This is a genomic window from Gilliamella sp. W8126, assembly GCF_016102185.1.
Classification (GTDB): Bacteria; Pseudomonadota; Gammaproteobacteria; order Enterobacterales; family Orbaceae; genus Gilliamella; species Gilliamella apis_A.
Genome location: NZ_JACFPE010000001.1, coordinates 642981 through 658089, shown reverse-complemented (window position 1 = coordinate 658089; position 15109 = coordinate 642981). Strand labels below are relative to the sequence as shown.

Genomic DNA, 15109 nt, shown 5'->3' with positions numbered 1-15109 from the left:
TTATTCGAGAAACTTAGACGAATACTGGCGGCGTATCTCTTTAGGTAATACCCCAAACTGTTTTCTAAATGCTGAACTAAAATGACTAATATTGCTATAACCCATCATAATTGCCGTTTCTGTAACACTATATTCGGCTAATAACTGTTTAGCTTTATGCATCCTTTCTGCCAAAAAATAAGCATAAATACTTTTACCAAAAATCTGCTTGAAACCTTTTTTTAACTTACTCTGATTGAGACCTGTTTGTTTAGCTAAACAATTGATAGTAGGAGGACAGGTTAAATCACTTATTAAACAATTACGAGCATGGTTAAGTTGTTGATATTCCCATTGCGTAAATTCATGTTTAGTAGATTGTTGTTCAAAAGACTTAAAATACCAATTTAAGTACTTTAAAACATGGGCATATAACAATAGACGGTTGGTGATTTTACAATCAGTGTTTTGCATTAAATAAAATAGTTGTCGAGCACAAGATAATACATTTTTGTTTTGCTGTATCTGATAATGCTGCAAAAAGAAATTGATCTTTTCATCTAAACAAGAAAATTGAAAATCCATATCACCAATTAAAACATCCAATAATTTTGGCATTATCATAACCTCAATATTGCAAAAATCCTTGGAATGTTGTAAATGAAAAATCTCACCATCAGCGAAACCAAAGGTTAAATCGCCTTCTTTACTTACAAATTTCTTATCTTTAATCTGTACACTCAATTTACCTTGTAACTGGCAATTAAAGCATAAGCAATTTTCACTACTCGAAAACGTTTTACTAACATCCACAGCATTTAGATCTGCAGCACTGTTAATACATATAGCTAAGCCTGGTTGTAACTCAATATATGATAGACCTTTACCGCTATAATTTAGATTTTTATTGGTTAATTGATTATCAAAACACATACATCCTCCAAACAATGCAAACGATAACAAATATCATTTGCATTTACAACATAATAAAGCTACTATTTATAAGTTGTAATGCTTAGGAGTATAGAATATGTAATAAGATAATTATTATATATACATATAGAAATTTTCATGGATAATAAAACCATTCCTTATTATAAGCAGAAAAGTTATTTTTTATTTATTATTGCGCAACTCTATATCATACAAGGTATTCCCGTTGGATTAGCTTTTGACGCCTACCCTATCTTATTACGTGATTCAGGTGTTTCGTTAGCCGTGATAGCAATGATTCCACTAGCGGGTTTGCCTTGGGTTATCAAATTTATATGGGCTCCGTTAGTCGAAAATCACTGGATAACTAAAATAGGTTATCGAAAAAGTTGGTTACTACCAATGCAATGTCTATTAGCAATTTTGATAACCATTATTGCTTTCACCCCTTTCACATCAGAAACCACTACTTATCTTCTACTAGTTATTATTTTATCCTGTATCGTTTCTGCAACACTCGATATTGCAACTGACGGGCTTGCAGCAGATTTATCGCAAAACAACACTATTAGCCAGATAAATAGTATTCAAGTAATGGGCAATATTACTGGTATGCTTATTGGCGGGGCTGGAGTAACCGTTTGTTATGATTATTTAGGAAAAACCTATAGTATTTTACTGTTAGTTGTAATTATTTTTGTATCGATTATACAACTCACTATATGGACAGAGCCTAATTTAGGCCACAATTCGCGATCCAATTCCAGAGCAAGAATCCACAATTTTTTTAAACGAAAAAATGCTTACCATATGCTATTTCTTGCAATCATGATACCTTTTGCTGGTTCGGTAATTTTAACCACAACTAAATTTATTTTACTGGATCATGGGTTCTCTGTGAGTGATGTTGGTATTTATACAGGTATTGGTGGTTATTTAACCATGCTTTTAGGTTGTGCCATTGCAGCCTATTTATTAAAAACTAAACAACCTTATCAAACACTAAAAATTGGTTTTGCTCTACTCTTTTTTCTAATTCTGTTTTGGTGTTTACTTTACAATATGCCTGACTATATTAATCCTATTACGACTACCATTATGATGACTATTTTAGGTATTGGTATTGGTACGATTAATGTTAGTATTTATACCATTACAATGATTTTTGCCAAACAAGGAAAGCAAACCGCTACAGATTATGCTATTTTTCAAAGTAGCTTATTATTCTCTGAAATAATCGGTTCCTCAATTTCAATGACAATCGCTGAATACTTTAATTATCTCATTGCCTTTTTATTGGCGCTAATAAGTATAATTGTTATTAACTTAATGATTAGAAATAAATAATAAGTTGTAATTTTTTGATATCTTTGTACAGTCTCTTGAGTATAACAGTACGTTTTAATCTATTGATACATAACTTTAAATTATTGTTTGATTAACTATAAAAATGTATTACAACTTACTCTACTAATTTTTACACCAAAATAATTAATAAATTGATTTAATTAAAATATTAGTTAAATGACGATATCAATCATATAAAGTTTTGAATCGTATTAAACATTATTTTTTATACTAAAGTATCTCGTTAATGAAAATGGTCGCTTCACCAATAATGTTGGAAATAAATACGTTAGCGATCTTTTCGGTTTATCAAATAACTCTAATGTCCAACCACCTTCGATCAGAAAATCAAAAGAAATCCTATTTTCTGAAAGAATCACTAAATCACTGAAAAAATCTGTATAATACATTCGATATATTTTCGCTTTATCAATTATTCTATTTTGTTGTAAATCTAATAAATAAATAGCTAAAATTTCTTCAAATGGACAATCAAAAGTAACAAATAACAAAATATAATTGTCATCCACTAATAGAGCAGCCTCTAAGCAAGTTCCATCAACACGAACTTTACTTTCATGGCCATCTATGATGATTGTATTGTTATGAATTTGTATATTGGTTAATTTTTTGATCATAACGTATTCACTTTTATTAGTTTCTAACTAATGTTAGCTCACCATTTATACAAAATAAAGCAGATAATAAAGCTAAATATATATTTAATCTTTCAATTTAGTAATAATATAAGTGAAATAATCTGCTTTATATTATTTTTATGTATGCATCATTATAATCAACAAATTCATTATACTGATATTAATAAAGATTATTTCTGATTTAGTAACGTGCAAGATATCTCAACTTTAAATTTTATTTGCACAAGTATTTAATCATCTGTTTTTGTATAGTTCATTAACACATAATTTTTAAAGAGGTAAATAAAATTGGCTAAAGGAAATACTTCACTGTTAAAAAGACGATTAGATATTGCCGAAATAGTTAGAAAGCAAGGCGAAGTGAAAGTTGATGAATTATCTGAATTATTAAATGTATCTGGTGTCACTATACGACAAGATTTAAATTATTTAGAACAACAAGGTTATCTTAAACGATCCTTTGGTGGAGCCATATATTTACAACCTAAAGATAGTTTTGATAAATCTCATCAAGAATCAAACAATGAAGCCCAAAACGCTTACTCTGATATTAGTTTGATTATGCGATGTTTATCATTCATCAATGATGGCGATACGCTATGTTTGTTAAATGGTAAAATAACTAGAAAACTCATACCATATTTATATAATAAAAAAAATCTCACTCTGATCGTTAATGATTTAAGCTTTGCTATGTTAGCAAAAGATTATATTCAGGGTGAAATCGTGTTAATTGGTGGAGTATTTAATCAAAAATATACTAATTTTGATAAAAATGATGTGCAAACTCTATTAGCAAAATATGAATTATCTACCGTTATATTTGAAATAGAGGCAATCAATACCGATGATGAAATTGCCATATCGAATAGTCAATTGATGGAAGGTTATCAGTTATTATTAAGCAACGCTAATTGTTGCATCGCACTTCTCCCCAGTCGAATTGAAGAAAATGATACTTTTGGATTTGCTTCACTTCAGCAAATTGATGTCATCATTCTTTCTAACTCAACAATGGCAGAATATCATCAGCAGATAACTAATTGTTCATTTAAACAATCTAGTGTTAATAAAGATAGCGTTATTTATCAAAACTCAATGAAAAAATAAAATTAATTCACAATTTATGTTTATAAATATTTACCAAATAAATAGTTAGAATAAAACTATACTATTGATTTTTCTATAATTAACAACACTTTGAATAGTATAATATCAACTATTATTTAACTAGATTTTTTATTTAATATTGTAAGCTAATTCTAGTTAAGATTTGCCTTAAAATTAGTGACAACGTCACACAAATAAGCAAAAATTTAAATCGCTATTTTCAATATTATTGATTTCTGAAGGCATAAAACAATATATAAAAAATTATTGAAAATTTTAAATAATGTAATGTTTTTTATGGCAAATTTAATAAAAAAAGCCCCTAATTAGGGGCTTAATCATGATTGAAATCAACTATTTTTGTAGGAATTTTTCAATCTGCTCTAATGTTGACGTACCTTGCATTGGTCCTTGTTTTGTCACCGCCAACGCACCGCAAGCATTAGCATAAGTTAAGGCTTTTTTGGCTGAAAACCCTTTATGAATTAAAGCGACATATGCACCACCAAAACAATCCCCTGCACCAGTCGGATCTATTTCGGTAACTAAATGAGGTTGCACATCAAAAGATTCATTTGCCGAATAATAACTCGCGCCCTTGTTACCTTTTTTTATAACAATAGAAGATATACCATTATTTAAAAAATAATCGATCGCTTGCTTCTCATTATCCGTATCGGCTAACAGTGTGACTTCACTTTCACTTGGTAAGTAAATATCGGTTTGCTGTAATATTGCTAACAGCGCCTCTTTAACGCCTGGCAGATTTAACATTTCCTTACGGATATTAGGATCAAAGGAAATGATACCTTTATTTTGTTTAACTATTGCTATAGCTTTCTTAGCGGTATCAAGAATTTGTTTAGAAAACAGCGAAGATCCCATTATATGTAGATGATCGCAATCTTCTAAAATCTTTTGACTAACCATGTCTTCATTAATCAGAGCACAAGCAGCATTTTTTATATTAAAAATAAAATCCCGACTACCATCCTCATGATAAGTTACAAATGCGCTTCCCGTAGTTTGGTCATCCATAACTTTAATATGAGAGATATCAACACCATCATCAGCCAGTTTTTTTATATTTAACTCACCAAAGCCATCATTACCAACACAACTTATCATCGCCGCTGGTTCATCTAATTTCGCCACTTGATCGATAAAAATTGCTGGAGCACCACTGGCAAATGGGCCCTTCCATAGTCCATCATGTGTAAATAATTGCCCTTTTTGGTTAGCCATAATTTCGACAACAATTTCACCTAGTGTAAATATTTTTTTCATATTAATTCAACTCCATTTAAACTCTGTTTTTCTTATTACGAACATCAATATATACAGCTAATAGAATGACTAATCCTTTAACAACTAGTTGATAAAAATAAGGAATGTTCATCAAGTTCATGCCGTTATTAATAACACCGATGATTAGAGCGCCTATCATTGTTCCAATAATTGTGCCGTGACCGCCATTTAAGCTTGTTCCTCCTAAAACTGCTGAAGCAATAGCATCTAATTCATAACCTTGCGCAGTACTTGGTTGGCCTGAATAAAGTCTTGATGCTAACAATAATCCACTGATCCCTGCCATTAATGCAGTTATCATGAAAACTTGTATTTTTAATTTTTTAACATTAATTCCAGAATAAACAGCGGCTTCTTTGTTGCCACCAGTAATATAAATTTTTCGACCAAAAGTCGTTTTAGATAAGATGAAATGATTGACTAATAACAATATTAATAGCACCCATATTGGATTAGGAATTGAAAAAATATCACCATTACCTAATTCAAGAAATACATCATCCATAATCATTTCAGGTTTACCATCTGTAATGATATAAGCAATCCCACGGAAAATCCCCATAGTTGCTACAGTCACAATAAACGATGGAATACCAGCAAGTGCCGTTAAACTACCATTGATAAAACCAACCGCAATTGAAAGTAACAAAGCTATAACTATGGCAAGATAAAATGGCAATCCCCAAAGTAAAGCAAGTGCCGCTAATGTGCCAGTTAACGCTATAGTTGAACCGACGGATAAATCGATATCGCCAAGCAACAATACATATGTCATACCAAATGCCGTAATCGCAATAATCGATACTTGCAAGACGATATTCATAATATTGGTACTAGTTAAAAAGTTTCTATTCATAAATGAAAACAGAATGAATAAAGCAATTAGCCCGATAACAATTCCACCATATTGACGGAATACTTTAAAAAAAGATTCTTTAAAATTACTATTATTCATCGAGGTATTTTCTTTTGTATTCATGCACATGCTCCTGTTGCTATATTCATTACTTCTGGTTGAGTTAACCCTTCAGTATTAAATTCCTTTACAATTTTTTTATTACGCATAACAAATAAACGATCACTAATAGACATCACCTCGGGTAGTTCTGATGAGATCATAATGATTGCAGTACCTTTTGATGATAGTTCTCTTATTAATTTATAAATTTCCAATTTGGCACCGATATCAATTCCCCGAGTGGGTTCGTCTAAAATCAAAATTTTAGGTGGCTTCACTAACCATTTGGCAATAACGATTTTTTGTTGGTTACCACCACTTAAACTACCGGTTACTTGGAATGGATTATTGGTTTTGATAGCCATCTTCTTTATATATTTAGTCGAATTTAATAATTCTTTTCTATTATTGATGATAAATGATGGCTCATATTGAAAGGCAATATGATTAATATTTGAATGAACATCATGCATCAAAACCAAGCCTTCTTCTTTACGATTTTCGGTAACAAAAGCAAGGCCATGTTCAATGGCTTGAGTTGGTGAATTAATATTGACTTTTTTACCTGAAATAAAAATTTCACCTTGGTATTTAGTTACCCCAAACAATGCTTTCATCACTTCTGAACGACCAGCACCAACTAAACCAAAAAAACCAACTACTTCACCAGAATGCACCTTAAAACTAATATTTTTGAATTCTCTAAAATGATCTAAGTTTCTAACTTCTAATAAAGGCGGATCTTCCTGAATTTGATGAGGTAATTTCGGTGGATAAATATTTTGTACTTCACGGCCAACCATTTCAGCAATGAGCTGATCTATGGTGGTTTCGGTTTTTTGGTGGGTGGCAATATACTCGCCATCACGCATAACAGAAATATCATCAGAGATACGCATGATCTCATCCATTCGGTGCGAAATATATATAATGGCAACATCTTTTTGTTTAAGTTTTTCTATTATATTGAAGAGTAGTTCTGCTTCATTATCACTTAATGATGAAGTCGGTTCATCCATGATTAATACTTTCGCGTCATAACTAAGTGCTTTTGCAATTTCAACCAATTGCCGTTGCGCCATAGACATGGTTCCAACAATTTGTGCTGGATTTAATTTGATTCCATACTCCGCAAATAATGCATTACAATTTTTAATCATTTGATTATCAGAAATAATGCCATATTTATTTGGTTCATTATTTGCATAAATATTCTGAGCAATCGTTAGGTTATTACTTAAACTCAATTCTTGGAAAACTATAGCAATCCCTATCTTTCTTGATTCTGTTGGATTCTTTATAGTGATAACATTGCCTTGATAGGTAATTGTTCCACTACTTGGCGGATAAATTCCGGCTAGAATTTTCATTAATGTAGATTTTCCTGCGCCATTTTCGCCCAATAGCGTATGAACTCTACCTTGGTAGATGTCTAAACTAACATTTTTCAAAGCTTGAATCGGACCAAAATTTTTGGCAATAGAATCCACAGATAATATGATATTATTCATTAGTTGATTCCTTGTGGAAGGGATAGATATTACCCTATCCCTTATTGTGAATTATTTTTTTCCTGTATATACGCCAGGAGTGACTGGGATTACTTCATCGACTTTTTTACCATTTAAGTAGTCAATTGCAGTAGCTACAGCGATTTCACCTAACTTATTTGGATATTGTTGGATTACAGCTACGAATGTTTTTTCTTTATCTACAGCTTTTCTGGCTTCATCCATGCCATCAAAACCAATGATTTTTATATTATTATTTTTAACAGATTTCGCCGCGATAACCGCTGATAATGCAGCATCATCACCAAAACCAAAAATTCCATTTAAGTCTGGGTATGCTTGTAACATATTTTGTGCAACAACAAGAGCTTCTGCACGGGTAATTCCGGTTTGAATAGACACTATTTTCACGTCTGGAGTTTTAGACAATCCTTCTTTAAATCCATCAACACGATCAACAACTGATTGCACCATAGGATAATCAATAACACCAACCGTTCCTTTACCGTTTAATAATTGCCCCATTAACTCACCGGCAGTAACACCACCAGCATAATTGTTGGTCGCAATATGACTAACGACTTTGACGCCAACGGCAGGAACATCAACAGTAATAACTGGAATATTCGCCTTTTCAGCTTTCATAATCGCAGCTTGTACACCTTTTGAATCAACTGGTGATAAAATAATTAAATCCACTTTTTTAATAATAAAATCTTCAATGTCTGAAATTTGTTTATTAAGATCTTGGCTAGCGATAGATAGTGATAAATCAACATTTTCCTGTTGAGCTTTTTGTTTTATAGCATCTGCTAATGAGATATAAAAAGGATGTTGTTGGGTTAATAATGAAACACCTATATGATATTGCTTAGCATGTGCGCCGAAAGTGAAAAAAAATAGAAAACACACAAAAAAGAGTTTAGATATTTTTTTCATAGAAAGAGCTCCTTAATTTTAAGCATGATAATTAACCTTATAGGAAAGAAAGAATAAATCATCCAATCTTTTATTCTTTATCATCATGCAACTATCAAAATACAATACAAAGAAAAATATTTTTAAAAAGATTTGAAACCATAATTTTTCTCTATTTACTGCAATATTCGTAACTTTACGCTACGTATTATTAGTATAGTTTTTGAAACAAATTTTATTGTGACGAAGCTCTCAAATTTTCAAAATAAAAGCAAAAATATAAAAATATATTTTCATTTTAAAAGTTAAATATTATTTATAGAGGATTTAAAAGTAAGCTAGCAACATCAATATTGACTACGACAAACTCAATTCGAAACAGACAAATTAACCTAGTTAGACCGATTTAATCGTCAAATCTTAGTTTATTTAAATAAAAAAATAATAAGTAAAACTACTTTCATTTTTAATGATAAATAATGTTATGATTAATTTGTAAAAATGAAAGATAAAAAATAAGGATGTTTACATGGAAATAAACAAGACGCAATTTGATATTAAAATTCATCTTCCCAGAATGCAGCAAATTGTATTTACCGATCTTAATCAACAACTACATGACATATTAAATACTTATCAATACTGTATAGATGACAATGCCCATTGGTACCCAGATCGAAGTACAGCCAAAGGTAAGCCCAAAGCTTTAATTTATAGTCCTGAAGGATTTACCGAATATGGATTAAAAAAACTATCGCGTGCTTGTAAACAAATCGACACAAGAGGCAGTGTTTTATTTTTTTTTGCCGATAGTCAAAAATTATCTAATTGTAATCTGATGTCCTATTCCGGATACAAAGCTATCGAAGGTTTTCAGGCGGGTGAATCTTCCGTTAGTTTCTATTTTAATTTACCTGAAAGTAAACAAATTATTGATAAAATGGCATCGTTTATAACTGGATTAGCGCAAAAATTTAGCCATAACTTTATTACTATGAATAGTAGAGAAATTCCTAGTTCAATTTATATCTTTCCTCCACGCATAAACTTATCTTTAATGGCTTACATACCTAGTCCACTACAACATAAGGATTATCCAGAAGTTTATCAATTAATACCAATTATAAAAGAGAATACCCATGTTGGTACTGTCATTGTTTTATTCGATCATTTTCCTAATAGACAAAATATTAATGATATTAAAACTATGTATAGTGTGGAATTGAAATTGCGAGAAGCAGATCTTTTACCAATGAAACACGATTTATAATCTATGACATTAATATAAAAATTTGAGAATTAAAATGGTTAAAATTATAAACAATAAATCTACTTTGTTAGATGCAACTAAAATTCTAGTTAATACTGCGGCAATTATTGCTGTAATAAAATATGATCCTGATCTCAACCCTTCACGCAGTGATATTGAAGCGATGAAAGCGATCGAAAACGGACAGAAAACAATTAATAGCAACTCAAGATTAACGGTAGAACAAAAAGCTAAAATAACTCAAGACTTTGCTGAAAAATTAGCCGAAGAAATACTTTTAAACAGAACAATTTATCATGTTGATGAAAATAGTTATATCAATGAATTAATTACCAATATGCAACGTGAACATATTTCATTACCTAATGAAAAATCAGCGCAATTATTTCAGCGATTATTGGCTGCTTATCATTATTTAGTCGATTTAAAATTTACTGAAATTAAAATCATTGAAACTTATTTATACGCCTATGCTTCTGATCCAACTTTTAAAGATAACCCTATTATTAAAGCGTGGATTGAAAAAACGGATCAATCAGCCCAACAACAATTTCAAGATATGATTTATGTAGCTCGTAAATTCAATTTTATTAAAAATTATCTTAACCAATAATAAAATATATAAAACAAAGCCCTTCTTTATAAGGGCTTTTATGAGTCTTGAATAAAAAACAATTAATCAATATCGCAAAAAACGATATCTTAATTATCAGAATCGATAAGAAAAACTGGCTTTAAAGTTACGTGCCATACCATAAGTATTTTCACCAAGATAGAGTCTATAATCCTTGTTAAATAAATTATCTACAGATAGTTTAACTTCTGCTTTTGGTAAAAAGGTTGGTTGCCAACTAGCAAATAAGTTATGTAATGAATACCCTGATGAAGGTCCTAATGAATAAGCACCAAGATCAGGTAAACCATCATGATTTCTATCTTCATGCCCGGTTCGATCCTGTTTTCTGACAAATTGAGCATTCCATCCGGCTCTTATATTCCATTCTGGTATTTTAAATCCGGCAGTTAACGTGGCTGTACGAGGAGCAATAGTCGCTACATAGGTTTTGTTATGCATCCAAGGTGCTTGAGGTGCGGTATCTCGTTCCCCTTTCTGTATAGAATATGTCGCACTTGAAAACCAATATTTACTATCATAATATGCTTCAAGTTCAAAGCCTTTCACAATTAATTTACCCGGAAGATTTCGATAATTAGATTGGCCTAAAGGACATGATTTATTGGGCCCACAAATCGATCCATTAAAGCCACGAGTAACAAATATTTCATTAGTGACACGTTGCCTAAATAGCGTACTACGAACCTGTATTTTATCGTTTTCCAATATTAAATTATTAAAATCTAAAATATTACCAATTCGAATTGATAAATCGCGTTCTTTATCTAAATTACGGCTCGTCGCAGTAATCTTACCACTTCCGCCATTTTTAGGCGTAAATTGCACTTCATAAGTTTGATCTATGGTTGGCGCTTGCCATGCGTAACTGATGTCACCAAAAAAGCCAATATTATTGGTTGCTTGCCAATAAGTACCAAATCGTGGCGTCCAACCACTATATGTCACCGGAGAATAATCATGTCCAAAACGTGGATCAGGATCATTATAAGCGGAGGCATAATTTTTTGTGCCATGATTTCTTACATAATCATATCGTAGGCTAGGCGTTAAAACAAAATTGCTAACCGAAATTTCATCTTGTACATAAAAACTATAAGTTTGCTGTTTACCCGATGGCATATATGCTGGTTGAAAATAACCATGATGATAGTTTGGTTTTTTTTCATAATTCTTATAATACATTAATGTATCACGATCATGTAAATGAGCTTGTGTGCCAATCTTTAATGCGTTCTTCACATCACCAATATTAATTAAACTTACATTTTCCAATTCAATCGTTTTATCAGTATAACTGACCCAACTTTCATTACCCATGGTTCCTAACGAAGAAACTGGATTATATTTAGCTGGGCGCTTATCATGTTGTTTAGTTTTAGAGTATGTAGTATGTAGTGTTAAATCAATGAGCGGATTATAAGTTGGTTGGTAATTCCATTTAAATTGGGCTGAATCATCTGTTTGGTATCTTTTTACCAATTTCCTTAACCATGCAGCTTTATAACCATATTTTTTTATCTGTGCTGCTGTAGGAGGCGTCATTTTTTCGACATATTTTGCCGCCCACGGTTGCCAAGAATCACGTTTAGAGTGAATACCTGATAACGTAAAAGTGTGCTCTTCATTAGGTCTAATATTCAACTTACCCATGTAGCTATCCATATCATCCTCAGAAAAAACAAACCTTGATCCATCTGGCCGTTTAAAATTACCGCTATTTCGCTTGGTATAGTATACTAAACCATCAAAAAAATTATTCTTAGTACGACCATAGACAGCGCCTGTTTCCATATTTTGATGATTATTAGAATGAAAACTATATTTAAGCAATCCTCCCACATATTTATCTGGATCAAGTAAATCAATGGCATCTTTAGTTTCCATTTTAACCACACCACCAAATCCACCATTACCAAATTTGACATCATGTGGACCTTTATTAACTTCAACTTGTTTCAATAATTCTGGTTCCACAAAAACCGAACCTTGTTGATATTTTTGGAAACCTTTTTGAGCACCGTCAACAATTATTTTGACATCTTCAACTTTACCAAATCCCCAAATATTTAATGTTTGTCCTCCCGGCCTTACCGAACCAGCAGAACTTACACCAGGTAAGGTATTAAGTAATTCGGCGACATTATCTGCTTGCTTTTGTTCAATTAAACCAGAAGAAAGTGTAGAACGACCAGCAATCACACTATTGATTTTTTTTAATTCATCCTGCGATGACGAACGAGCAATAACTGTCATGACATCATCAATATCTTCATTAACTGTTTTGCTTTTATTATTTTTTTGTTGTTCTGTTATATTGTTAGACAATTTATTCTCTTCAGGCTGTGGTGCAGCTTGAAGAGAAAAACTCATAAAGAGCATTATGGTACTCACCTTCTTATAATTCATATTTCATTCCTTCATAAAATGCATTTTTAAATTAAATTAACCACACAAATAATAATGATAATGATTATCATTACCATGTGAGAGGGATGGCAAGTATATTGGGTTTAACAAAAAATAAACAGCAAAATATAAAATTTATTTAATTTCCAATATTATTTTTAATAAAAAAAGCCATCATGATAGATGGCTTTATTTTTCGTTAAATAAAAGGAATGATTAATATCGATTAACTGATCCAAATAATTTCATTCGTTCTGTTATTTTTTCTGCTACCGGACTTAATCCATGATTAATCACTTTACGAGGGTCATTAATGTCATGATCTTTTTGTTCAGCAAATAATTTTCCAATAGCAACACACCACGTATACATATTTTCAGTATTAACATTAATTTTTGCTGTCCCTAAAGAAATCGCATGTAACATATCTTCATCACAAATTCCTGTTCCACCATGAAGCACTAATGGTATTTTTATTAAATTAGAAATATGCTGCATTTCATTAAATCCTAATTTAGCTTTTCCTTTATATAGACCGTGAGTAGAGCCCAATGCTGCAGCTAAACAATCAACATTAGTTTCTTTTACCATGGTTAAACATTGATGTGGATCTGCATAAATTACTTGAGAATTAACTATTCCATCTTCACTTCCTGCAATAGTCCCTAATTCAGCTTCTACCGAAACCCCTCTTTTGTGCGCATAATCTACTATACGTTTGGTAATTTCGAGATTTTCTGCAAATGGTAAATGCGAACCATCAAACATTACTGAACTGAATCCTGCATTAATTGCGGCAAAACAAGATTCATAACTTTGACCATGATCCAAATGTAAAGCAATAGGTACATCAATATCTAAATAATCCATTGCATTTTTGACAATAGCATGGATAGTATTAAAGCCCAACATATGCTTTATTGTACCGCCTGATACACCAAGAATTGCTGGCGATCGATTCTCTTTTGCTGTTTTTAAAACTGTAGCTACCCATTCCAAATTATTGATATTAAATTGTCCTACAGCATAATGTTCATGATAAGCATTATTTAACATATCTTTCATTGAAACTAACATAATCTACCTCTTAATCCTTTATTTATTAATTAGTTATTTAAAATATTCAGTCAAATTTCTTTCAAATCTACGTTGCGCTTTATTGACTTCAGATAAATTAGGCATCGCTTTACGAACACCTTTACGTTCAATCGAAATTGCTGCGGTTAAACTTGCAAATGAAATAATCTCTTCAATGTTCCAACCATAACTTACCCCATAGGAAAATGCCCCATGAAATATGTCTCCAGCACCTGTCGTATCAATTGATTGACAAAGAAAGCTTGGGCTAACTTTAACTTTTTTATCTTCCATATAAGCACATCCCTTTTCGCCTAATGTTATAAAAGCCGAACCTCTAGCTATTGATGTTAGTTTTTTCAATGCACTCTCTAATGACTTTTTATTTGTAAATTCATCTAAATGGGCATAAGCAAGTGCAAAATTTTCACTTGCAACTAGATAATCCGTATATTTGGCTAAATAGAGATTACTATCTCGTAACGATCCAGCATCCATGACAACTTTGACATTAGGTAATTGTTTAATGACATATTCACTTAATTCTGGTTCATGACCATCGATGAGAATAACTAAATCACGCTTATTTTCTTGTAAATATCGAATAAACTGATTCAATTTATTTTTTTCGGTAGTCGTTATTGATGGTGGAGTATTTAATTTTCGCGTAATAATAGTTCGCGAGCCATTTTCTTTATTGACGGTAATAGCAGCAAGTGGCGTAATCATCTCATCTGAAAAAATAATTTGATCAGTTTTCACGCCAATTTGTTTAAATTCAGAGACAATTTTGTTACCGTATATATCATCATGCAAATGTCCTAAATGGTAAATATCTTCTCCCCATAGCCCCAATAAATAAGCGGCATTTGCACACGGACCACCACCGCTTTCAATAAAATCATAAGCGAATGATTTACTGTTCTCTTTTGGATAACTAGTTGTAAAATAAAACTGATCATAACAAGCTAGTCCAATTGTCAGTATTGCCATAAT

The 15109-nt window shown here is 31.5% G+C and carries 13 protein-coding genes; 4 read left to right on the top strand and 9 right to left on the bottom strand.

Annotated features, from left to right (window positions below):
- Window positions 1–912 carry a helix-turn-helix transcriptional regulator gene (locus H3S74_RS03105; protein WP_110447887.1) on the bottom strand — a complete coding sequence of 304 codons (912 nt, stop codon included), beginning with the start codon at window positions 910–912 and terminating at the stop codon, window positions 1–3.
- A 138-nt stretch (window positions 913–1050) separates the two neighbouring features.
- Between H3S74_RS03105 and H3S74_RS03100 the strand changes: the two genes are divergently transcribed.
- Entirely contained in the window at window positions 1051–2259 is a 1209-nt protein-coding gene (locus tag H3S74_RS03100) for an MFS transporter (RefSeq protein WP_198199855.1), read from the top strand.
- 212 nt (window positions 2260–2471) lie between these two features.
- On the opposite strand, the gene H3S74_RS03095 is transcribed toward H3S74_RS03100, so the two are convergent.
- Window positions 2472–2897 carry a hypothetical protein gene (locus H3S74_RS03095; protein WP_198247190.1) on the bottom strand — a complete coding sequence of 142 codons (426 nt, stop codon included), beginning with the start codon at window positions 2895–2897 and terminating at the stop codon, window positions 2472–2474.
- 309 nt (window positions 2898–3206) lie between these two features.
- Between H3S74_RS03095 and H3S74_RS03090 the strand changes: the two genes are divergently transcribed.
- Window positions 3207–4028, top strand: a complete 822-nt coding sequence (locus tag H3S74_RS03090; RefSeq protein WP_198247189.1) for a DeoR/GlpR family DNA-binding transcription regulator — start codon at window positions 3207–3209, stop codon at window positions 4026–4028.
- Window positions 4029–4382: 354 nt separating this feature from the next.
- Here the strand turns inward: H3S74_RS03090 and H3S74_RS03085 are convergent, their stop codons facing one another.
- Genes H3S74_RS03085 through H3S74_RS03070 form a run of 4 tightly spaced genes read right to left on the bottom strand, consistent with a single transcriptional unit; the run spans window position 4383 to window position 8744 of the window.
- Window positions 4383–5315 carry a sugar kinase gene (locus H3S74_RS03085; RefSeq protein WP_198221360.1) on the bottom strand — a complete coding sequence of 311 codons (933 nt, stop codon included), beginning with the start codon at window positions 5313–5315 and terminating at the stop codon, window positions 4383–4385.
- 16 nt (window positions 5316–5331) lie between these two features.
- Window positions 5332–6315: an ABC transporter permease gene (locus H3S74_RS03080; RefSeq protein WP_198199851.1), complete on the bottom strand. Its 984-nt coding sequence runs from the start codon at window positions 6313–6315 to the stop codon at window positions 5332–5334.
- Complete coding sequence (locus tag H3S74_RS03075; RefSeq protein ID WP_198247188.1) at window positions 6312–7805, bottom strand: sugar ABC transporter ATP-binding protein; 1494 nt, start codon at window positions 7803–7805, stop codon at window positions 6312–6314. Before H3S74_RS03075 ends, H3S74_RS03080 begins: the two co-directional genes overlap by 4 nt.
- Window positions 7806–7856: 51 nt before the next feature.
- Complete coding sequence (locus tag H3S74_RS03070) at window positions 7857–8744, bottom strand: substrate-binding domain-containing protein (RefSeq protein ID WP_198247187.1); 888 nt, start codon at window positions 8742–8744, stop codon at window positions 7857–7859.
- 508 nt (window positions 8745–9252) lie between these two features.
- Between H3S74_RS03070 and H3S74_RS03065 the strand changes: the two genes are divergently transcribed.
- Complete coding sequence (locus H3S74_RS03065; RefSeq protein ID WP_198247186.1) at window positions 9253–9993, top strand: Imm52 family immunity protein; 741 nt, start codon at window positions 9253–9255, stop codon at window positions 9991–9993.
- Between the two features lie 34 nt (window positions 9994–10027).
- The gene (locus tag H3S74_RS03060) at window positions 10028–10606 is read left to right on the top strand and encodes a hypothetical protein (protein ID WP_198247185.1); all 579 of its coding nucleotides are present in this window, start codon (window positions 10028–10030) and stop codon (window positions 10604–10606) included.
- Window positions 10607–10702: 96 nt separating this feature from the next.
- On the opposite strand, the gene H3S74_RS03055 is transcribed toward H3S74_RS03060, so the two are convergent.
- From H3S74_RS03055 to H3S74_RS03045, 3 genes are all read right to left on the bottom strand, one after another.
- Window positions 10703–13036 (bottom strand): TonB-dependent hemoglobin/transferrin/lactoferrin family receptor, encoded by a 2334-nt coding sequence (locus tag H3S74_RS03055; RefSeq protein ID WP_110447896.1) that lies wholly within the window; start codon window positions 13034–13036, stop codon window positions 10703–10705.
- A 216-nt stretch (window positions 13037–13252) separates the two neighbouring features.
- Window positions 13253–14113 (bottom strand): class II fructose-1,6-bisphosphate aldolase, encoded by an 861-nt coding sequence (gene fba / locus H3S74_RS03050; protein WP_232351527.1) that lies wholly within the window; start codon window positions 14111–14113, stop codon window positions 13253–13255.
- Window positions 14114–14146: 33 nt separating this feature from the next.
- Entirely contained in the window at window positions 14147–15106 is a 960-nt protein-coding gene (locus H3S74_RS03045; protein WP_086358911.1) for a carbohydrate kinase family protein, read from the bottom strand.
- Window positions 15107–15109: the final 3 nt, after the last annotated feature.

Excerpts from the sequence above, each read along its gene's own strand:
- fba (WP_232351527.1), bottom strand. The coding sequence starts at position 14,113 with ATGTTAGTTTCAATGAAAGATATGTTAAATAATGCTTATCATGAACAT.
- H3S74_RS03105 (WP_110447887.1), bottom strand. The coding sequence starts at position 912 with ATGTGTTTTGATAATCAATTAACCAATAAAAATCTAAATTATAGCGGT.
- H3S74_RS03060 (WP_198247185.1), top strand. The coding sequence starts at position 10,028 with ATGGTTAAAATTATAAACAATAAATCTACTTTGTTAGATGCAACTAAA.
- H3S74_RS03100 (WP_198199855.1), top strand. The coding sequence starts at position 1,051 with ATGGATAATAAAACCATTCCTTATTATAAGCAGAAAAGTTATTTTTTA.
- H3S74_RS03095 (WP_198247190.1), bottom strand. The coding sequence starts at position 2,897 with ATGATCAAAAAATTAACCAATATACAAATTCATAACAATACAATCATC.
- H3S74_RS03075 (WP_198247188.1), bottom strand. The coding sequence starts at position 7,805 with ATGAATAATATCATATTATCTGTGGATTCTATTGCCAAAAATTTTGGT.
- H3S74_RS03070 (WP_198247187.1), bottom strand. The coding sequence starts at position 8,744 with ATGAAAAAAATATCTAAACTCTTTTTTGTGTGTTTTCTATTTTTTTTC.
- H3S74_RS03080 (WP_198199851.1), bottom strand. The coding sequence starts at position 6,315 with ATGAATACAAAAGAAAATACCTCGATGAATAATAGTAATTTTAAAGAA.
- H3S74_RS03065 (WP_198247186.1), top strand. The coding sequence starts at position 9,253 with ATGGAAATAAACAAGACGCAATTTGATATTAAAATTCATCTTCCCAGA.
- H3S74_RS03045 (WP_086358911.1), bottom strand. The coding sequence starts at position 15,106 with ATGGCAATACTGACAATTGGACTAGCTTGTTATGATCAGTTTTATTTT.
- H3S74_RS03085 (WP_198221360.1), bottom strand. The coding sequence starts at position 5,315 with ATGAAAAAAATATTTACACTAGGTGAAATTGTTGTCGAAATTATGGCT.
- H3S74_RS03055 (WP_110447896.1), bottom strand. The coding sequence starts at position 13,036 with ATGAATTATAAGAAGGTGAGTACCATAATGCTCTTTATGAGTTTTTCT.